General features: G+C 65.5%; 23 protein-coding genes. 16 read left to right on the top strand and 7 right to left on the bottom strand.

Translation table 11 applies throughout. The features are described from left to right. The 6 genes from paaK (at nucleotide 1) to AC1DIM_RS11490 (ending at nucleotide 5,722) form a co-directional block, all read left to right on the top strand. Nucleotides 1–1,365, top strand: a complete 1,365-nt coding sequence (gene paaK / locus AC1DIM_RS11515) for a phenylacetate--CoA ligase PaaK (protein ID WP_477710615.1) — start codon at nucleotides 1–3, stop codon at nucleotides 1,363–1,365. A gap of 76 nt (nucleotides 1,366–1,441) precedes the next feature. Continuing rightward, on the top strand, nucleotides 1,442–2,062 hold the full coding sequence (locus tag AC1DIM_RS11510; protein ID WP_477710614.1) for a TetR/AcrR family transcriptional regulator: 621 nt from the start codon (nucleotides 1,442–1,444) through the stop codon (nucleotides 2,060–2,062). A gap of 99 nt (nucleotides 2,063–2,161) precedes the next feature. Beyond that, entirely contained in the window at nucleotides 2,162–3,373 is a 1,212-nt protein-coding gene (locus tag AC1DIM_RS11505) for a thiolase family protein (RefSeq protein ID WP_477710613.1), read from the top strand. Then, on the top strand, nucleotides 3,373–4,182 hold the full coding sequence (locus AC1DIM_RS11500) for an enoyl-CoA hydratase/isomerase family protein (RefSeq protein WP_477710612.1): 810 nt from the start codon (nucleotides 3,373–3,375) through the stop codon (nucleotides 4,180–4,182). The genes AC1DIM_RS11505 and AC1DIM_RS11500 overlap by 1 nt, the downstream gene beginning before the upstream one ends. Beyond that, entirely contained in the window at nucleotides 4,179–5,042 is an 864-nt protein-coding gene (locus AC1DIM_RS11495) for a 3-hydroxyacyl-CoA dehydrogenase family protein (protein ID WP_477710611.1), read from the top strand. Before AC1DIM_RS11500 ends, AC1DIM_RS11495 begins: the two co-directional genes overlap by 4 nt. Before the next feature lie 206 nt (nucleotides 5,043–5,248). Continuing rightward, nucleotides 5,249–5,722, top strand: coding sequence for a sensor histidine kinase (locus tag AC1DIM_RS11490; protein ID WP_477710610.1), 474 nt, complete (start codon nucleotides 5,249–5,251; stop codon nucleotides 5,720–5,722). Nucleotides 5,723–5,744: 22 nt separating this feature from the next. On the opposite strand, the gene AC1DIM_RS11485 is transcribed toward AC1DIM_RS11490, so the two are convergent. Next, the gene (locus tag AC1DIM_RS11485; RefSeq protein ID WP_477710609.1) at nucleotides 5,745–6,356 is read right to left on the bottom strand and encodes an NADPH-dependent FMN reductase; all 612 of its coding nucleotides are present in this window, start codon (nucleotides 6,354–6,356) and stop codon (nucleotides 5,745–5,747) included. A gap of 190 nt (nucleotides 6,357–6,546) precedes the next feature. On the opposite strand from AC1DIM_RS11485, the gene AC1DIM_RS11480 reads away from it, so the two are divergent. Both AC1DIM_RS11480 and AC1DIM_RS11475 read left to right on the top strand, forming a co-directional pair. Next, a complete protein-coding gene (locus AC1DIM_RS11480; protein WP_477710608.1) occupies nucleotides 6,547–6,696 on the top strand; it encodes a hypothetical protein in 150 nt (49 codons plus the stop codon). Between the two features lie 4 nt (nucleotides 6,697–6,700). Continuing rightward, nucleotides 6,701–7,369: an SRPBCC family protein gene (locus AC1DIM_RS11475; protein WP_477710607.1), complete on the top strand. Its 669-nt coding sequence runs from the start codon at nucleotides 6,701–6,703 to the stop codon at nucleotides 7,367–7,369. Nucleotides 7,370–7,467: 98 nt separating this feature from the next. Here AC1DIM_RS11475 and AC1DIM_RS11470 read toward each other — a convergent pair whose 3' ends face one another. Next, nucleotides 7,468–8,430, bottom strand: a complete 963-nt coding sequence (locus tag AC1DIM_RS11470) for an SMP-30/gluconolactonase/LRE family protein (protein WP_477710606.1) — start codon at nucleotides 8,428–8,430, stop codon at nucleotides 7,468–7,470. Nucleotides 8,431–8,640: 210 nt separating this feature from the next. On the opposite strand from AC1DIM_RS11470, the gene AC1DIM_RS11465 reads away from it, so the two are divergent. From AC1DIM_RS11465 to AC1DIM_RS11455, 3 genes are all read left to right on the top strand, one after another. Continuing rightward, nucleotides 8,641–8,985: a hypothetical protein gene (locus AC1DIM_RS11465; protein WP_477710605.1), complete on the top strand. Its 345-nt coding sequence runs from the start codon at nucleotides 8,641–8,643 to the stop codon at nucleotides 8,983–8,985. Between the two features lie 111 nt (nucleotides 8,986–9,096). Further along, nucleotides 9,097–9,750, top strand: coding sequence for a LysE family translocator (locus tag AC1DIM_RS11460; RefSeq protein ID WP_477710604.1), 654 nt, complete (start codon nucleotides 9,097–9,099; stop codon nucleotides 9,748–9,750). 74 nt (nucleotides 9,751–9,824) lie between these two features. Then, on the top strand, nucleotides 9,825–10,409 hold the full coding sequence (locus AC1DIM_RS11455) for a nucleoside/nucleotide kinase family protein (RefSeq protein ID WP_477710603.1): 585 nt from the start codon (nucleotides 9,825–9,827) through the stop codon (nucleotides 10,407–10,409). Between the two features lie 28 nt (nucleotides 10,410–10,437). Here the strand turns inward: AC1DIM_RS11455 and AC1DIM_RS11450 are convergent, their stop codons facing one another. Beyond that, nucleotides 10,438–10,836: a cupin domain-containing protein gene (locus AC1DIM_RS11450; RefSeq protein WP_477710602.1), complete on the bottom strand. Its 399-nt coding sequence runs from the start codon at nucleotides 10,834–10,836 to the stop codon at nucleotides 10,438–10,440. 253 nt (nucleotides 10,837–11,089) lie between these two features. On the opposite strand from AC1DIM_RS11450, the gene bcp reads away from it, so the two are divergent. After that, nucleotides 11,090–11,569, top strand: coding sequence for a thioredoxin-dependent thiol peroxidase (gene bcp / locus AC1DIM_RS11445; protein WP_477710601.1), 480 nt, complete (start codon nucleotides 11,090–11,092; stop codon nucleotides 11,567–11,569). Nucleotides 11,570–11,795: 226 nt separating this feature from the next. Here bcp and AC1DIM_RS11440 read toward each other — a convergent pair whose 3' ends face one another. Then, nucleotides 11,796–12,089, bottom strand: coding sequence for a hypothetical protein (locus AC1DIM_RS11440; RefSeq protein ID WP_477710600.1), 294 nt, complete (start codon nucleotides 12,087–12,089; stop codon nucleotides 11,796–11,798). Between the two features lie 264 nt (nucleotides 12,090–12,353). On the opposite strand from AC1DIM_RS11440, the gene AC1DIM_RS11435 reads away from it, so the two are divergent. The 3 genes from AC1DIM_RS11435 to purM all read left to right on the top strand — a co-directional run bounded on the left by AC1DIM_RS11435 (nucleotide 12,354) and on the right by purM (nucleotide 15,596). Further along, entirely contained in the window at nucleotides 12,354–12,668 is a 315-nt protein-coding gene (locus tag AC1DIM_RS11435) for a hypothetical protein (RefSeq protein ID WP_477710599.1), read from the top strand. Between the two features lie 79 nt (nucleotides 12,669–12,747). Next, a complete protein-coding gene (purF, locus tag AC1DIM_RS11430) occupies nucleotides 12,748–14,439 on the top strand; it encodes an amidophosphoribosyltransferase (protein WP_477710598.1) in 1,692 nt (563 codons plus the stop codon). Beyond that, nucleotides 14,436–15,596 (top strand): phosphoribosylformylglycinamidine cyclo-ligase, encoded by a 1,161-nt coding sequence (gene purM, locus AC1DIM_RS11425; protein ID WP_477710597.1) that lies wholly within the window; start codon nucleotides 14,436–14,438, stop codon nucleotides 15,594–15,596. Before purF ends, purM begins: the two co-directional genes overlap by 4 nt. 88 nt (nucleotides 15,597–15,684) lie before the next feature. On the opposite strand, the gene AC1DIM_RS11420 is transcribed toward purM, so the two are convergent. Both AC1DIM_RS11420 and AC1DIM_RS11415 read right to left on the bottom strand, forming a co-directional pair. Next, nucleotides 15,685–16,464 (bottom strand): VOC family protein, encoded by a 780-nt coding sequence (locus AC1DIM_RS11420; RefSeq protein ID WP_477710596.1) that lies wholly within the window; start codon nucleotides 16,462–16,464, stop codon nucleotides 15,685–15,687. A 235-nt stretch (nucleotides 16,465–16,699) separates the two neighbouring features. Further along, on the bottom strand, nucleotides 16,700–16,933 hold the full coding sequence (locus AC1DIM_RS11415; protein ID WP_477710639.1) for a DUF3073 domain-containing protein: 234 nt from the start codon (nucleotides 16,931–16,933) through the stop codon (nucleotides 16,700–16,702). A 271-nt stretch (nucleotides 16,934–17,204) separates the two neighbouring features. Here AC1DIM_RS11415 and AC1DIM_RS11410 point away from each other — a divergent pair, with 271 nt between their 5' ends. Continuing rightward, entirely contained in the window at nucleotides 17,205–17,846 is a 642-nt protein-coding gene (locus AC1DIM_RS11410) for a septum formation family protein (protein ID WP_477710595.1), read from the top strand. Nucleotides 17,847–17,885: 39 nt separating this feature from the next. Here the strand turns inward: AC1DIM_RS11410 and catC are convergent, their stop codons facing one another. Further along, complete coding sequence (catC, locus tag AC1DIM_RS11405) at nucleotides 17,886–18,164, bottom strand: muconolactone Delta-isomerase (protein WP_477710594.1); 279 nt, start codon at nucleotides 18,162–18,164, stop codon at nucleotides 17,886–17,888. Between the last annotated feature and the right edge of the window lie 9 nt (nucleotides 18,165–18,173).

The following is an 18,173-nucleotide window of genomic DNA, read 5'->3' as shown; positions in this document are numbered from 1 at the left end:
ATGACCCTCCACGCCCCCGAATCCCCCACCTCCCAGGCAACCGCAGCGGGCACTGACGCCGTCCTGGACCGCGAGGAGACCATCTCCCGCGACGAGCTCGAGGCACTCCAGCTGAGCCGCCTGCAGCACACCGTTTCCTACGCCTACGACCGCGTGCCGCTGTACAAGCGCAAGTTCGACGCCGCCGGCATCCACCCGAACGACCTGCGCGAACTCAGCGACCTGGGCAACTTCCCCTTCACCACCAAGGACGACCTGCGCGAGGAATACCCGTTCGGCATGTTCGCCGTGCCGCAGTCCCAGGTGGCCCGTGTGCACGCCAGCTCCGGCACCACAGGCCGGCCCACGGTCGTCGGCTACACCAAGCAGGACCTCGCCGACTGGGCCAAGCTGGTGGCCCGCAGCTTCCGCGCATCCGGCATCCGCCCCGGCATGAAGGTGCACAACGCCTACGGCTACGGCCTGTTCACCGGCGGCATGGGCGCACACGCCGGCGCCGAGGCGCTGGGCTGCACGGTCATCCCCATTTCCGGCGGGCAGACCGAACGCCAGATTCAGCTCATCCAGGACTTCAAGCCGGACGCCATCCTGGCCACCCCCACCTACCTCCTCACCATCGCCGATGCCATGGCGAAAATGGGGATCGATCCCGCCTCCACGTCCCTGAAGTTCGCCGTCCTGGGCGCCGAACCCTGGACCGAGGAGATGCGGCACGAACTCGAAGTCACCATGAACATCAAGGCGTGTGACATCTACGGCCTTTCCGAGGTGATGGGCCCGGGCGTCGCCGGCGAAGCGGTGGAGACGCAGGACGGTTGCCACATCTGGGAGGACCATTTCCGGCCGGAGATCATCGACCCCTTCAAGCCCGAGGTGGGCAAGGAGAACGTCCTGCGCGACGGCGAACACGGCGAGCTCGTCTTCACCTCGCTCACGAAGGAAGCCCTGCCGGTGATCCGTTACCGCACCAAGGACCTCACCCGGCTGCTCCCCGGCACGGCCCGGCCCGCGCACCGCCGGATGGGACGCATCACCGGCCGCAGCGACGACATGATCATCCTGCGCGGCGTCAACGTCTTCCCGTCCCAGATCGAAGAAATCGCGCTGCGGATCCCCGAGCTCAGCCCGCACTTCCAACTGGAACTCACCCGCCCCGAGGGCCAGCGGATGGACCGGCTGACCGTCCGGATTGAACGCCGCGAGACCGTGACCATTGAGCAGAGTTCGACGGCGGCGCGCGCCCTGCAGGAGCAGATCAAGATCCACGTGGGTTCTTCGTGCACGGTGGACGTGGTGGATCCGGGCTCGCTGGAGAGGTCCAACGGCAAGCTGCGCCGCATCTACGACATGCGCCCGAAGCCGTAGGGACGCGTCGGGCGGTGCGGCCTTCCCGCCGCGCCGCCTGACCGACCGACCGACCGTTCATGAGAAACTAGGCACCATGCCCAGCACCACTGATACAGCCAGCCCTGCCGCCACGAAGCGCGGCCGCCCCGGCTATGACCAGCAGTCCGTGCTGCTCATCGCCGTCGACGTCTTCAACCGGCACGGCTATGACGCCACCTCCATGGGCATCCTGGCCGAGAACCTGGGCATCTCCAAGTCGGCCATTTACCACCACGTGCCGTCCAAGGGCGACCTCCTCAAGCTGGCGCTGGATCATGCGCTTGGCGGCCTCGAGGCCATCCTGGAAGCCCCTCAGGCCAGGACCGGCGCGGCCGATTCCCGGCTGGAGTTTGTGCTGCGGCAGACCGTGGCAGTGCTGGTGGAGCGCCTGCCGTTTGTCACGCTGCTGCTGCGCCTGCGGGGCAACACCGAAATTGAACGCGATGCACTGGAACGCCGCCGCGCCTTCGACCACGAGGTGGCGGAGCTCATCTCCGCGGCCCGCGATGAAGGATCGCTGCGGCAGGACATTGACCCGCGCACCGTCACGCGCCTGCTGTTCGGCACCATCAACTCGATCGTGGAATGGTACAAACCGGGCGGCTCCCTCTCCCCCCAAAAGCTGGCCGACGACGTCATCACCATCGCGTTCGACGGCCTCCACGCGCCCCGCTAGGCAGCTGTCCCGCCGGCAGGGCATACAATCTTTATAGAACGAACGGTCGGTCACTAAATCCAGCCCGGCCCATTTCACTGGCGAAAAGGACTTGTTCTGATGGTTGAGGCATTTCTTGTTGGTGGCGTCCGGACGCCTGTAGGCCGGTATGGCGGAGCGCTTTCTGCGGTCCGCCCGGACGACCTGGCCGCGCTGGTGGTCCGTGAGGCCGTCTCCCGCGCCGGACTTGATCCGGACAGCATTGAGGAAGTCATCCTCGGAAACGCCAACGGCGCGGGCGAGGAAAACCGCAACGTGGCCCGGATGGCCACCCTGCTGGCAGGACTCCCCCTCCACATCCCCGGGATCACGGTCAACCGGCTCTGTGCGTCCGGGCTGAGCGCCATCATCCAGGCCAGCCACATGATCAAGTCAGGTGCTGCGGACGTTGTCATCGCCGGCGGTGTGGAGTCCATGAGCCGGGCGCCCTGGGTCCAGGAAAAGCCCGCCACCGCCTTCGCCAAGCCCGGCCAGATCTTCGATACCTCCATCGGCTGGCGGTTCGCCAACCCGCTCTTCACCAAGGGTGAGCTGTCCCGCGACGGCAAGATGACGTACTCCATGCCGGAAACGGCAGAGGAAGTGGCACGGGTGGACGGCATCTCCCGCGAGGACGCTGATGCCTTCGCAGTCCGCTCCCACGAACGTTCCCTCGCGGCCATCGCGGCCGGACGGTTCGCGGACGAGATCGTCCCCGTGACCGTCAAAACCCGGAAGTCCGAAACCGTGGTGGACACCGATGAGGGGCCGCGCGCCGGCACCACTATGGACGTCCTTGCCGGCCTGCGCCCGGTGGTTAAGGGCGGTTCGGTGGTCACGGCCGGTAACTCCTCCACCCTGAACGACGGCGCCTCGGCCATCATCGTGGCCTCCGAAGCCGCCATCAAACGCCTGGGCCTGACTCCCCGTGCCCGCATCATCGACGGCGCCTCAGCCGGCTGCGAACCCGAGATCATGGGCATCGGACCTGTTCCCGCAACCCAGAAAGTGCTCAAGCGGAGCGGCCTCAGCGCAGGTGACCTCGGCGCCGTCGAACTTAATGAAGCTTTCGCCACGCAGTCGCTTGCCAGCATGCGGCGGCTGGGCCTTGATCCGGCGATCGTCAATAACGACGGCGGCGCCATCAGCCTGGGGCACCCGCTCGGTTCCAGCGGCTCACGGATCGCCATCACACTGCTGGGGCGGATGGAACGTGAGGACGCCAAACTCGGCCTCGCCACCATGTGCATCGGCGTCGGCCAGGGCACTGCGATGCTGCTGGAGCGCGTCTAATGGCCGCCCCGGACCTCGCGAACGAACACTTCAGCACGCTCCTGGTCGAGGAGCGCGAGGACCGCGTGGTGGTCCTCCTTAACCGGCCGGAAGTCCGGAACGCCATCGATCAGCAGATGGTGGACGAGCTGCACGTGGTCTGCGCCGCACTGGAGCAGAACCCCAAGGTCCTGATCATCGCCGGCGTGGACGGGGTCTTTGCCTCCGGCGCGGACATCGCCCAGCTGCGCGAACGGCGCCGAGACGATGCACTGCAGGGCATCAACTCCACCATCTTCGTGCGGATCGCCAAGCTGCCGATGCCCGTCATTGCTGCCCTGGACGGTTACTGCCTGGGCGGCGGCGCCGAGCTCGCCTACGCTGCGGACTTCCGGATCGGAACGCCCAGCGTGCGGATCGGCAACCCCGAAACCGGACTGGGCATCCTCGCCGCGGCCGGTGCCAGCTGGCGGCTCAAGGAACTCGTGGGCGAACCGCTGGCCAAGCAGATCCTGCTGGCCGGCCTCGTGCTCCGCGCCGAGGACGCCCTGGCGGCGAACCTCATCACGGAAGTCCACGAGGCGCCGGAGCTGATGGACGCCGCCCACAAGCTCGCGGACAGGATCGGCCGCCAGGACCCGCTGGCCGTGCGCATCACGAAGTCCGTGTTCCACGCCCCGGCCGAGGCGCACCCGCTGATTGACCAACTGGCGCAGGGAATCCTCTTCGAGTCCCAGGCCAAGTTTGACCGCATGCAGTTGTTCTTGGACAAAAAAGCAGACAAGAAGACAGCCAAAAAAGCTGACGACGAAAAGGCAAAGCAGCCATGACCAACCCGAATCCCAACCTTCCCGCCACCGTCGGCGTCCTCGGCGGGGGCCGCATGGGCGCGGGAATCGCCCACGCCTTCCTGCTCAACGGAGCCAATGTCCTGGTGGTGGAGCGCGACGAAGAGTCCGCCGAAGCCGCTCGGGAGCGGGTGGAATCAGCTGCCGCCAAGAGCATCGAACGCGGTGCCACCGACGTCAACCTGGACGAGATGGTGTCCCGGCTCGCGGTCACGGTGGACTACGACGACTTCACGGACCGCCAACTGGTTGTCGAGGCCGTTCCCGAGGACTGGGACCTCAAAGTCACAGCGCTCCGGGGCATCGAGGAGCGCCTGGCCAAAGACGCGTTCCTGGCGTCCAATACGTCCTCCCTGTCAGTCAACGGCCTTGCCCGCGAGCTGAAGCGGCCGCAGAACTTCCTCGGCCTGCACTTCTTCAATCCCGTGCCCGCGTCCACCCTCATTGAAGTGGTACTCGGCGAACAGACTTCCCCGGACCTGGCCGCGGCGGCGAAAAGGTGGGTGGAGGCACTCGGCAAAACCGCCGTCGTCGTCAATGACGCACCCGGCTTTGCCTCCTCACGTCTTGGCGTGGCGATCGCGCTGGAGGCGATGCGCATGGTGGAGGAAGGCGTGGCCTCCGCGGCGGACATCGACGCCGCCATGGTGCTCGGCTACAAGCACCCCACCGGGCCGCTGAGGACCACGGACATCGTGGGCCTGGACGTGCGGCTGGGCATCGCCGAGTACCTGCAGTCCACGCTCGGGGACCGGTTCGCCCCGCCGCAGATCCTCAAGGACAAGGTGGCCCGCGGCGAGCTGGGCCGCAAGACCGGCAAGGGCTTCTTCGACTGGTCCTGAGCCTTCTCTCCGGCTAGGTCCCGTCAGCCCTGGGCCAGGAAGACGAAAGGAGGCAGCGTGGCCGCTGCCAGCCGGGCATCAGCTGTCCTCCGCAACCGATTCAGGAAAATTTGATGAGATCTTGAGCCAACCCTTCGCAACCCATGCAGTTGGCGGTTCACTCTGGACTTATCAACAGAAATACTGCGGGGAAGCAGGAGAGTTCAATGGGGAACGAATTAGCTCTTGACGAGGTTGTCGCGGTCGAAGGAGTGATCACCGATCACCACCCGATCGATTTCTACAGCCTGGGGCTGGCCGGTTGCATTGACCGGCTCACCGGCCCCCTTCGCCAGCAGGGGACGGCAGTCCGCTGGGATACTCCGCACTGGGGCATTGAGATCCCGGCGGACTGCGCGTCCCTCCTGTACCAGTCGGCCCGTGAAGCGCTGAGCAACGCGCTCAAATACTCAGAGGCCTCCGAACTCACCGTCCAACTGGCCGCCGTGGGGCATGGTGTGCGCTTGGTGGTCTCCGACGACGGCGCAGGTTTTGACAGCCAACTCGCCCTCAGCGGGCGGCACCACGGTTACGGGCTGCGGCTGATGTCCGTGGCAGTTCATGAGGCCGGGGGCACCGTCCAGGTCACCTCGACGCCGGGGCAGGGAACCACCGTCACGGTGACCCTGCCCTTGGACTGAACCTGCGGAACGGGCCGGTGACCTACCGTGAAAGCTTGTCAGGGTCCGGCTCCGGATCGCCGATGTGGCCCGGCGCATTGGCGGCCAGCACCCGCTGGACGAAAGCGCTGTATTCCTCCATGTAGTGCCTCAGGAACTTGGCCGTTGATTCATCCCGGATCTCGCCGTCTTCCCCGAAAACCTCGGGCTTGAACTGGATGTAGACCTCAGGGGCGTTGAGCTGGGGCGCGTCGAGGAAGCTCAGTACGCTGCGCATGGAGGCCTGCATCACGGCCGTGCCGATGCTTCCCGGCGAGGCGCCGATGATGCCCGTGGGCTTCCGTGCGAACGAATTGGCTCCCCAGGGCCGCGATGCCCAGTCGATGGCGTTCTTGAGGGCCCCGGGAATGGAACGGTTGTATTCGGGGGACACAAAAAGGATGCCGTCGGAGGCTTCGATGGCCTCTTTGAGGGCACGGCCTTCGGCCGGATAGTCGGCGTCGTAGTCGTAGCTGTAGAGCGGCAGGTCCCTGATGGGGATCTCGGTGAATTCCAGCTCCTCCGGCGCGAGTTTGATGAGCGCCTGGGCAAGCGTGCGGTTGATGGACCCCTTTGCCAGGCTCCCCACAAAATATCCGATCCTAAACGTTGTCATGCGATTGTTCCTTCCCAACAGCCGGCGGCCCGGCTGGACAAAGAGTTTGGATGGGCGGCACGTGCCCCACCAGTCCAGCACAAAACCCCAGCCACAGCCATAGCCGATCCAGGGTCATTGACACCCCGCGGCGCGAGGCGCTGAATGATGAGTACGGCCCCATCCACAACGCCCCCAGGGAGCATCTGCCATGAAGGACAAGCCAGCAGCAGCGCAGCGGATCCACAGCGAGGCCCCGGCCGAAGGCGACGAAGCCGCGGGCGGCGAAGCAGCCGAATCCGCTGACATCCGGGTGCACTCGCAGGAACCAGCGGAAGGCGTCGACCCCGACGAGGAGTAGCACCATGAGCAGCAAAGTGGAGAAGCGGATTGTGGTGGACGTGCCGGTAAGCACGGCCTACAACCAGTGGACGCAGTTTGAGGACTTCCCGCACTTCATGGACGGTGTGGAGAGCGTGAGCCAGCTCAGCGATAACCGGCTGACATGGGTGGCGCGCATCGCCGGCGTCCGCCGCGAGTGGGAGGCAACCATCCTTGAGCGGGTGCCGGACCGGCGGTTGGCGTGGGCTTCCACCTCAGATGCCACGAACGCCGGCGCCGTTGAATTCTCCGACGCCGGCGGGAACAGGACCGAAGTTTCCCTCACCCTCGAATACCTGCCTGAGGGAGTGCTGGAAAGGGTTGGCGAATTGCTCCACGTGGTGGGTCGCCAGGCAGACCACGACCTCAGGAAATTCAAGAAGTTCATCGAACACGAGGGCCACGCCACCGGCGAGTGGCGGACCCCGGTCCCCGGAGCCACGCAGGACACCGTTGAAAGCCAGCTGGCGAACCCGCCGCTGGAGTACAACCGGTTCGCGCACCCGTTCGACCAGACCGGCGGCCTGGTGGATCTCATGGGCGAGTCCGACGAATCGGCAGAGGGCGAGGCCCACAGCAGGGCTGACCGACGGGACGTCAGGCGCGCCGGCGGCACCGTGCCGCCCCTCGGCGGCAGCCTGGGTGACCGCTAGCCAACATCCGCGGCCCGCACCCGCATAGGCGGTGCCGGCCCGCACCGTTCATGCGGGCCAGGGCCGTTGTTATGGACCGGGGTGGCCGTGCGCACCAGTTAGTCCCAGGCCGGTACCAGCACGACCTCGTACTGCGTGGCCGTTGTGTCGTTGAACTTGGCGTTCACCGCGGCCAGGGTGCTCCCGAGCCGCGTGTTGTCGAAGAAGGCCACTGTGGTGGGTACCTTGAAGTCTGCGCTGGTGATGACTTTCCGAATTTCACCGGAGGCCAGATCGTCCGCGAGCCTGAAGCGGCTGATCTGGTTCGAGAAGTTCTGCACGGCCCAGAGCTGGCTGCCCCGGACCAGGATGCCGTCAACGTTGGGCACGTCCACGCCGGCAATGACTGCACTGTCGCCGGTCTCCGGATCGACGGTGTAGAGCTTTCCGAGGCCGGAGTGGGCAACGATCAGCAGCCGGCCGTCATCCGCGGCGGCGATGCCGTTGAGGCTGAAGGCACCCGCCAATTGTGCGGCCGGACCCTGCAGCTTCAGCGTCTGAACCTCGCCCAGCTTGCCGTGCGAGCCAACGGGAACGAAGTAGAGCTCAGGGGCTACTGAATTGGTGAACCAGGCGCCCTCGCTGGTGAGCGTGACATCGTTGATGAATCCTGGTGCCAGCGTGTAGTCCTTGACGGGTTCGCCCGACGCCGTGTCATACACATAGGCCTTGCCGGTGGCGCCGCCTGCCACGAACAGCAGGTCATTCCGGACGTCGGCTTTCATGCCTACCGCGGCCCGCTGCGCCGTATCAAAGTGGGAAACATCAATGAACAGTTCCGCCTTGCCGCTGCGGATGTCACCTCGGTAGATGTCGCCGAGCTGAAGGTCGCCTGCGTAGAAGGTTGTCCCGTCGCCGGCAGCGATCCCTTCGGCCGACTTAGCGCCGTCGAGCACAATGACTGAGTCCTGTAGCGGCGTAGCTGTCGCCGGGCCGACAGGGGCCAGCAACCCCATTACCGCGCAGAACATCATGGCGGTACGGCGCTGTACTTTTCCTGAATTCTGGGTAGTGCGGGCCATTTTGCTTTCCTTGATTTGGCTGATCCGCACAGGCCAACATGCGGCAGGCCCGCACGGTTGTCCTGCCAGTTTAAGCAACCCGCAGTAAGTCCCGCCAGAGCTCGAAGCCCCCTCCCTGCCCGGTCACACTGGGCCCCCTGTGCACTCCGAAGGGCGCCGGAGCGCGCACTCTGCTTACAATCGAAACCTCAACCGCCTACTGAGGGACCCATGAAGAAACTCGCCACCGCCCTGATCGCCGCCGGCCTCGTGCTTACCGCTTCCGCGTGCACTGCGCCCACCAAACTCTCCACCGCCCAAACTTGCGAGCGCATCCAGATTGTCCTGTCCAACCCGTCGAACGGCGGCGGCCAGACCAAGACCGGCCTTGTGCGCCTCGCCAATCAGATCCGGCCCATCGAGGCTGTGGCGTCCGACGACCTCAAGCCTGCGCTTGGGTCCCTGATCGAGTATGCGGATGAGGCTTCCAAGGAGAGCCCGGACACGGCAAAGATCGCGGAGATGCAGGCTAACAACCAGGCGGCCAACACGGCGCTGTCCAGCTTCTGCCGCTAGGCTCCCCTCTGAACGTCCGACGGCGGCCGCCCGGCCGCCGTCGTCCGCTCACCGCTATCCCTGCATGGCCGCAATTCCTGCACTGCCCTTCGGGCGCCTTATCCTAGGCAAGTGGACGTCATTACCCAAGCACTGCTTTCCTTTGCCGTCGTCGCGGGCCTGCTGACGCTGGTCCCGGGTGTCGATACCGCCTTGGTGCTTCGGTCCGCCATCGCCCGGTCCCGCACGTTTGCCTTCGCCACCGCCTTGGGGATCAGCACCGGACTGATGGCATGGGGAATCGCCGCGGCAGTCGGCGTATCCGCGCTCCTGGCCGCCTCGGAACTCGCCTACCGGATCCTGACGATGGCGGGAGCGGCCTACATGGTCTGGCTGGGCGCCTCCCTGCTCTGGAAGAGCCGCACCAAGGGACCGGGCGCGGAAGGACCCGCCGCCGTCGAACTCCCCGCCCCCGCCGGCCACCAGTTCCTCCGGGGCTGGCTCACCGGCACCGGCACCAACCTCCTCAACCCCAAGGTGGGCGTTTTCTACATCGCCACCATCCCCCAGTTCATCCCGCCCGGAACGCCCCCGCTGATGATGGGCGTCCTGCCTGCCGGAGTGCACTGCGTCCTGGGCCTGGTATGGCTGTCCGCCCTGATCGTCGGCACCGGTTTCGCCTCAAAATGGCTGAAAGACCGACGCAGCGTCACGGTCATTGACCGGATGACAGGCACTGTCCTGGTCGGTTTCGGACTGAAACTGGCCCTCGAACCGCGCCACTGAACGTGTGAGGTGCGCCTCGCTACGGCACGATCCAGGCCTTCCTGCCGTTTAAACCGGTGGCGGAAGAAGGCCACTTGCTCATTGTCCTGACTGGAATTGACGGCTCAGGGAAATCCACGGCCGCCCGCGCCCTGGTGTCCCAAGCCCGCGCCGGCGGAAGCAATGCCCTGCTGCTCCACAACGACGCCGGCAGGCGCAGCATGTCCGTGCTGGGCGAACGGCTGGGGATCCGGTGGCCGCTCCGCCTTGCCGACGCCGTGGAGAGCACCCTTCGCGTCGCGAACGTGCTCGTGTCCCACCTGCGCGCCAGCCGCTTTGACGGGCTGGTGGTGATGGACCGGCACCTGTACTGCCAGTTCGCCCTGCGCACCGCGAAGCGTTTGCCGCGGGGCCGGGTGCTGCCCTGGTTGCTGTCCCGCCTGCCGGCATCGGACGCCGTGGTGCACCTGGACATTGAGCCGGGGTTGGCCCGCCGCCGCCGCATCACGGCGCGCGACACTGATACCGAGACCCTTGCGGACCTGGCCGCCCTCCGCGATGCCTACCGCTCCCTGCCTGAGTATCGGGACTTCGTCCACCTCGACGCCGGCCAGCAGCCGGCGGACGTGGTGGACTCACTGCAGCGCATAGTGCACGCGGAAGCTGCCCTGGCCGCCTGACACCGGAGCCACTGGCAACCGCGCACGCTCAAATCAGCGCGTGCATGCCCCGGCTCCGGGGCCGGCCGAAGGAGGCCGCCCCCAGGAACTCAATGGCGACGAACGGCTCGGAGCCGATCACCCACTCGTCGTGCCCGGGAGGCAGCGCATACGTGTCATGGGCTCTGATAGTGGACCTCGCGCCGTCGGACGTTTGGATCTCCAGCGAACCGGAGACGCAGTAGCCCAGATGGTTATGTTCACAGAAGTCAGTCAGTTCCGTGGGCTTGGCGAACTCGGACCAGCGCCAGCCGGGCGCGAGGATCAGCCGGGCCACAGAGTAGTCGTCCACAGTGACAAGATCGAACTCAGCCTTGTGCGGGCATCGCTTTTTGTCCGGGATGTCCAAGGACTTGACAGCCAGGGCTCTGATGAAATTTGCGGTCATTCGGACACAGCCTAGGAAATGATTCGCGGGCGAATTGGAGTAGGAACCACACCGTCAAGCGTGGCGAAGTGCGGGCGGCGACGTACTTCAGAGACCATTTCTGAGTATCTTTAACCGTATCCTTGCCGCAGCCGAAGTCAATGGAAAACCGTGACCTCCGGAATACTCCACATGACGCCCGAGTTGTTCCTAGAGCGCAAAGCCCGCTTCACTGGTTTTGCCTTTAGCCGCCAGAGTCTCCCGAAGGAACGCCATGAGCCACCAACTGACCATCAAGCTTCAGCCAGGTACGCAGGCCCCGGAATTCACCCTCCAGGACGCCGCCGGCAAGGCTGTCTCGCTGTCCGACTACCGGGGCAAGAACGTCATTGTGTACTTCTACCCGGCAGCGGCAACACCGGGCTGCACCACCGAGGCCTGCGATTTCCGCGATAGCCTTGCCTCCCTGCAGGGCTCCGGCTACGAAGTACTGGGCATCTCCCCCGACGCCCCGGTGAAGCTGGCCGCCTTCACCGGCGACTTCGGCCTGACCTTCCCGCTCCTGTCCGACGAAGACCACAGCGTGGCCCTCGCGTACGGCGCCTGGGGTGAAAAGCTGGTCAACGGTGAGATCGTCGAAGGCCTCGTCCGCTCCACGGTCGTGGTGGACCCCCAAGGCAACGTGGCGCTGGCCCAGTACCAGGTCAAGGCACAGGGCCATGTCGCAGCCCTCCGGGAGACGCTCGGGGTCTAGCACATTGCGTTGAGCGAAGTCGGGCGCTGAAGTCAGGGCTTCTTCCGCCAGTTATTGGGCCAATCAGAGTCGATCGCCCACAAGGCCAGTAGGAGCGCATCCATTGTCATAAGCCCAGCTAAGAGGTAGGCCCAACCTGTATACCAATGCACGGCATCTCCTGACCCGGTAACCCCAGCCACTCGATGGTGGTAAGTCTGGCACGGATCGGGTCAGGAGGGAACGGCTACTTCAGGAGCGCCGCCAGGCGGCCGTGGATTTCGGTTTCCCGGTTCAGCAGCAGGGTGAGTTTTTCCACTTTTTCAGAAAGTTCGACCCCCACCGCCAGCCGGTCCCCAGGCCAACTCGACGCCTCCCACGATTCACCCAACGCGTTGGCCAATGACCGGGAGAGGGACCGAAGCTGCCAGGAATGGCTCAGGTAGTGAACGGTACTCCGGGGGCGGTGGCCCTGTTTCAAAAGCCGCCACGAGCCCGTCAGCCTGCCCCGCAGCCCGTTATCGGATTCAGCTTTTTCCATAACCCCTGCACCGTCCTCCGGCCAGCCGCGCATTCCTCGAAGCTCTCCGTTGAAGCTCCTGCTCCGAGTGTGGCCAGTGACGCTCAAGGCCCCATCAAGGCGGGGCAAATATTCCCGCAAGAGTCATGCCCTCCATGCCCGAAACCCGCCGCCCCCGGTTGCTCTATCACTTCTGGTTCCCATTCGGCCGGTTTGGCAGCCAAAAGTGATAGAGCAACCCGGGGGGGGAAGAGTGCGTAAGGGGGAATGAGTAGGCTAGAGGTCATGTCTTCCGAAGAATTACCCGCCGAGCGCCGCCAGGTCACCGTCCGCCGGGCACCCAAATATGTGCCGTTCCTCATCCTCGGCGCACTGGTGGGCGTCGCCGCCGCAGCAATCGTGGCGTATGCCCTTCCCGGTGACGAAAGCTTCGACCGCGGAGCAGTCTTCGGTTTCTTCCTGGTCATGTTCGGCGCCGGCGGCGCCATCCTCGGCGCAGTGGCGGCCCTTGTCCTGGACCGGCGGAGCGTCAGGCGCCAGGAACGTGCCGTCGTTGAGGCCGTCCCTGATTCCGAGCCCGACGACGGTACTGGCCAGTAGGTTCAGGGCCGGGTCACCGCAGGCAGTCACAAATGCGGGCGCGGCCAAGTGTTACCCCATCTCGTGAGATAATCGACCAGTGGCACGCGGCGATGGAAAACTTTCTCATGATCTTCTCCCTGGCGAAAAAGGCCCTCAGGACGCTTGTGGCGTTTTTGGGGTCTGGGCACCAGGTGAAGAAGTAGCAAAACTAACCTATTACGGGCTGTATGCATTGCAGCACCGCGGTCAGGAGTCCGCTGGTATAGCTACCAGTGACGGCAAGCGGATTAACGTCTATAAGGACATGGGCCTCGTTTCCCAGGTGTTCGATGAGACCACGCTGAACACCCTGACCGGGCACCTCGCAGTGGGACACTGCCGCTACTCCACCACCGGAGCCAGCCACTGGGCCAACGCCCAGCCCACCCTTGGCGCCACCAGCACCGGCACTGTGGCCCTCGCGCACAACGGCAACCTCACCAACACCGCCGAGCTCAACGCCATGATCCAGGAACGCAACGGCGGCCAGCTCAGCGGCGAAATGAAGCAGGGCAACACCTCGGACACCGCCCTGGTCACCGCGCTCCTGGAGGGCGAGGACGGCAAGACCCTCGAACAGACCGCCATGGAGCTGCTGCCCAAGATCAAGGGCGGCTTCTGCTTCGTCTTTATGGATGAGGGCACGCTCTATGCAGCACGCGACACCTACGGCATCCGCCCGCTGGTCCTGGGCCGGCTGGAGCGCGGCTGGGTTGTGGCCTCCGAACAGTCCGCCCTGGCCACTGTGGGCGCCAGCTTCATCCGTGAGATCGAGCCGGGCGAGTTCATCGCCATCGACGAGGACGGCGTGCGTTCCAAGCGCTTCGCGGAGCCGACGCCGGCGGGTTGCGTTTTCGAATACGTCTACCTCGCGCGCCCCGACGCCTCCATCTCCGGCCGCTCCGTTTACGAGTCCCGCGTGGAGATGGGCCGGCAGCTGGCCCGCGAAAACACCCAGGAAGCGGACATCGTCATTCCCGTCCCCGAATCCGGAACCCCCGCCGCCGTGGGCTACGCCGAGGAATCCGGCATCCCGTTCGCGCACGGCTTCGTCAAGAACTCCTACGTGGGCCGGACCTTCATCCAGCCCTCCCAGACGCTCCGCCAGCTGGGCATCCGTTTGAAGCTGAACGCCCTCGAGTCCGTGATCCGCGGCAAGCGCGTTGTGGTGGTGGATGACTCGATCGTCCGAGGGAACACCCAGCGCGCCATCGTCCGCATGCTCCGCGAAGCCGGTGCCGCGTCCGTCCACATCAAGATTTCCTCGCCGCCGGTTAAGTGGCCGTGCTTCTACGGCATCGACTTCGCCTCCCGAGCGGAGCTGATCGCCAACGGCGCCACCATCGACGAAATCTCCCAGGCCATTGGTGCCGACTCGCTCGCCTACATCTCCGAAGACGGCATGATCGACGCCACCCGGCAGCCGCGCGAACGCCTCTGCACCGCCTGCTTCACCGGCAAGTACCCTATCGAGCTCCCCAGCCCGGACAAACTAGGCAAGAACCTGCTGGAGCGCACCGACCTCGGCGGCCTCACGCCGTCGGCCTCCGCGCTGCCCGGCGCCACGGCCGCCCTGTCCGCGCCCGCCGTCGACGACCACGCGGATCCGGCAGATGCCGAAGGCTCGGACGGTTGCGACCCGGGTCCGGATGCAGAGTTTGAGGACCTGCTCACCGACGAAGACCGCGTGCCCGAGATCCACCATGCAGCAGCCACCACCCCCGGCGCCGACAAGAAAGAGTCCGTATGACTTCCGCATCCCCCGCCGCCGGCAACACCTCCGGGAACGCCGCAGGCATCACGTACGCTTCGGCCGGTGTTGACGTTGAAGCCGGCGACCGCGCCGTCGAGCTCATGAAGGGTGCCGTGAAGGCCACCCACAACTCCTCCGTCCTTGGCGGTGTGGGCGGCTTCGCCGGACTCTACGACGTCTCAAAGCTGCTGACCTACAAGCGCCCGCTGCTGGCCACGTCCACCGACGGTGTGGGCACCAAGGTTGCCATCGCCCAGGCCATGGACATCCACGACACCATCGGCTTTGACCTGGTGGGCATGGTGGTGGACGACATCGTGGTGGTGGGCGCCGAGCCGCTCTTTATGACCGACTACATCGCCTGCGGCAAGGTTGTCCCGGAGCGCATCGCGGACATCGTCCGTGGCATCGCGGCCGCCTGCTCCGTGGCCGGCACCGCCCTGGTGGGCGGCGAAACCGCCGAGCACCCGGGCCTGCTGGGTGAGCAGGAATACGACGTCGCAGGTGCCGCCACCGGCGTTGTGGAAGCCTCCGACCTGCTCGGCCCGGAACGAGTCCGCGCCGGCGACGTCGTGATCGGCATGGCATCGTCCGGCCTGCATTCCAACGGCTACTCCCTGGTCCGCCGCGTCATCAACCACGCCGGCTGGGCCCTGGACCGCCAGGTCTCCGAGCTGGGCCGCACGCTGGGCGAGGAACTGCTGGAACCCACCCGCGTGTACGCCGCCGACTGCCTGGACCTGGCCCGCGCCTTCCCCGTGAACAGCTCCAACGCGGTGCACGGCTTCAGCCACGTCACCGGCGGCGGCTTGGCCGCCAACCTGGCCCGCGTCCTGCCGCAAGGCCTCGTGGCCACGGTTGACCGCGCCACTTGGGAACTTCCGGCCATCTTCAAGCTGGTCTCGGAGCTGGGCAACGTCCCGCTGGCCGACCTCGAGCGCACCCTGAACCTCGGTGTGGGCATGGTGGCCATCGTGTCCGCCGAAGCTGCCGACGCCGCCGTGACCCGCCTCAACGACCGCGGCCTGCCGTCCTGGGTCATGGGCACCGTCACGGCCGACTCGGATTCCATTCTCAAGTCCGGCCCGGACTACGTCCAGGGCGCCAAGGGAGTGGACGGCGGCGCCGTCCGTTTGGTCAACGCCTACGCGTAACACCCCCCGCGAGCCATCGAGTGCTCCGTAACCGCCCTTTTGACCCCTCAAAACGGCGTTTACGGAGCACTCGACGCATTTAACCGGGCTACACCTCCAGCAGGCTGAACTCGCCGCCCTGCGGGTCCTTGAGGGTGGCCGTGGCGCCCGGCGTCTCGTCGTCGTCAGCCTCGGGTGCGATCAGCACCTCGGCACCGGCTGCCACCGCCTTCCGCACGGCGTCAGCCACGTCAGCGACGCCGAAGTAGATCTGCCACCTCGCAGGCGCCTCAGCCGCGACGATTCCGGCCACCTCTGCGCCGTTCACCATCAGCGTTGAGTACGTCCCGCCGTCGTCCTGGGGGTACTCAGTCACCTCGTGGCCGAACAGTTGCTGGAAGAACCCGACGGCGGCCTGCGGCTCGGGCGTGAGGAGTTCCGTCCAGGACAGCGCACCGGGCGCGTTGTACCGGCCGGTGCCGGTATGCGTTCCGGGCTGCCACACGCCGGTGGTCCCGCCACCTGGCGGATCCACAAACACCATCACACCGGTGTCCCCAATCTCCTCGGGGCCAAACTGCACGGCACCGCCGGCATGGGGAACCTCCTCGGCCAGCGCGCCGGCGTCCTCGGCTGCGAAGTAGATGTTCCACTGGGCGGCGGTACCCAGCGATTCCTGGTGCGGATTCTGCGGCGCAACCGTAGCTACCAGATCCTCCCCCGCGAAGGCTTGGGCGTAGCTGCGGCCATCCGGCGTGGGCAGGTCTTTGAACGTCCAGCCGAACACCTCAGTGTAGAAGGCCTTGGCCGCTTCGACGTCCCGGGTCTGGACGTCAGCCCAGCACGGTTCGCCGTGACGGTAGCGCGGTGGGGAGGAATTCTCTGGCATCGGGGGTCCTTTCACGGGCGGCATATCGCATCCAGACTCCAGTCAACACCAAAAAACCCGCCGCCTGCACCGGATTCCGGTACAGGCAACGGGCCTGATAACTGAGGCCAACACCGGGGTCCGATTGGAACCAAGGTGCTGAAAAAGAAGCGCTGTGCAAGCGGACAGATGGGGCGTCCGATTGCACTGCGGTGACACGGCGCCGGCCGCCTATGGCGGAACCGGCTAGCGACAGCTAGCCGATCCGACGGGTGTGCACCTCGTCGTCGTCTTCTTCCAAATCTTCCGCGTACTTATCCACGTAAGCCGAATAGTCCGGTTCAACCGGTTCATTCGCGAAATGGCTCGTGGCAAGACCTTCACGACCCTTGAGCTCACGCTGAAGGGCCGAATAATCAGTGTTCGGGGAGTAGTACTTAATGTCCCGAGCCTGCTTGGTAGCTTTTGCCTTTTGACGGCCGCGCCCCATGGCGTGACCCCCTTTTGTACTCGGACCGGAGGTGGTCACCTTGGCGATCGGTGAGGCCCCGGAATGTTTGGTCAATTTGTCGTACACCTAGATTACATGCTTTCGGCGGCCGGTGCTTGCCAGCCTGTGCGTTCGGGCGCCATGTCCGGTACCCTTTCCGCGACGAACCGCGGGTTCCCGGCATTTTTGTTGGATAGAGTCTCCTCAAGAGTTGCCGGTCCGTGTGCACGGAACAGCACCCAGACGAGGTGAAACCCAGGAGGGTATCCGGATGGACAACCACGAACAACGTCCCATCCCACCCAAACCTGCTGGCCCGCCCACAGCCGGGTTGGCGCAGGTGGAGGCCCCGCCGGCTCCCGCAGAACCGTCCCCGCAGAAGCAGCGTCGGGCCGCGTCAATGCTGCTGAAGGGTGTCTTCGCGCTGGTTTTGATTGGTGTTGTGGTCGCTCTCGTGTGGCTCGCCGGCCGGCTGGATTCCGAACCGACCGCCCCGGCCGGCGATCCCGGCTCCGGCGTCGTGGAGATCTCCCCCACACCCCTGCCTACCCCCGTCGCGCTGCCGCGGGAGGGCGTGACACCGCTGAACTACCGGCTGGGTGACTGCTTCAAGGATTTTGATCCCGCGGCCCTCCGGTCGACGGTGGTGGCCTGCGATACCGGCCACTCCGCCCAACTGGTGGCCGTGTTCCGTTACCCGGCCAAAGATTCCTATCCGGGCCGGGAGGCCCTGGCCGCTAAGGCATTGGACGCCTGCCGGGCGGCCAAGCTGGCCCCGACAGCCGACGGCTACACGCTCAACTTCCAGCGCGCCTATCCCAGCGGCACTAGCTGGGATTCCGGTGACCGCAGGGTGGACTGCTATGTGACGGCCGACGCCGGGAACGTCATCAACGCCAGCGTGCTCCCCTGAGTACCAAGGGAGCACGACGGCGTTGCAGCACTCCCGCTGTCAGTTGACGTCTGACGGGTGCTTCGCCAGGGGCGTGACTGAGATGTCCATGTACGGGAACAGCGGCAGGCCCGAGAGCATGTTGTGCAGCTCGTCGTTGCTTTCGGCGTCGAACACCGAGTAATTGGAGTATTCGCCCACAACGCGCCAGATGTGGCGCCATTTGCCCTGCTGCTGCAGGTCCTGCGAATAGGCCTTTTCGACTGCCTTGATGGCAGCTGCCTCCTCCGAAGGCATATCAGCGGGAAGATTGACGTCCATGCGTACCAGGAACAGCATTTGTTTCTC

The organism is Pseudarthrobacter sp. 01T43, from assembly GCF_056398665.1.
The sequence above is the reverse complement of the archived record's forward strand: the minus strand, read 5'-3'. Positions and strand labels throughout refer to the sequence as shown.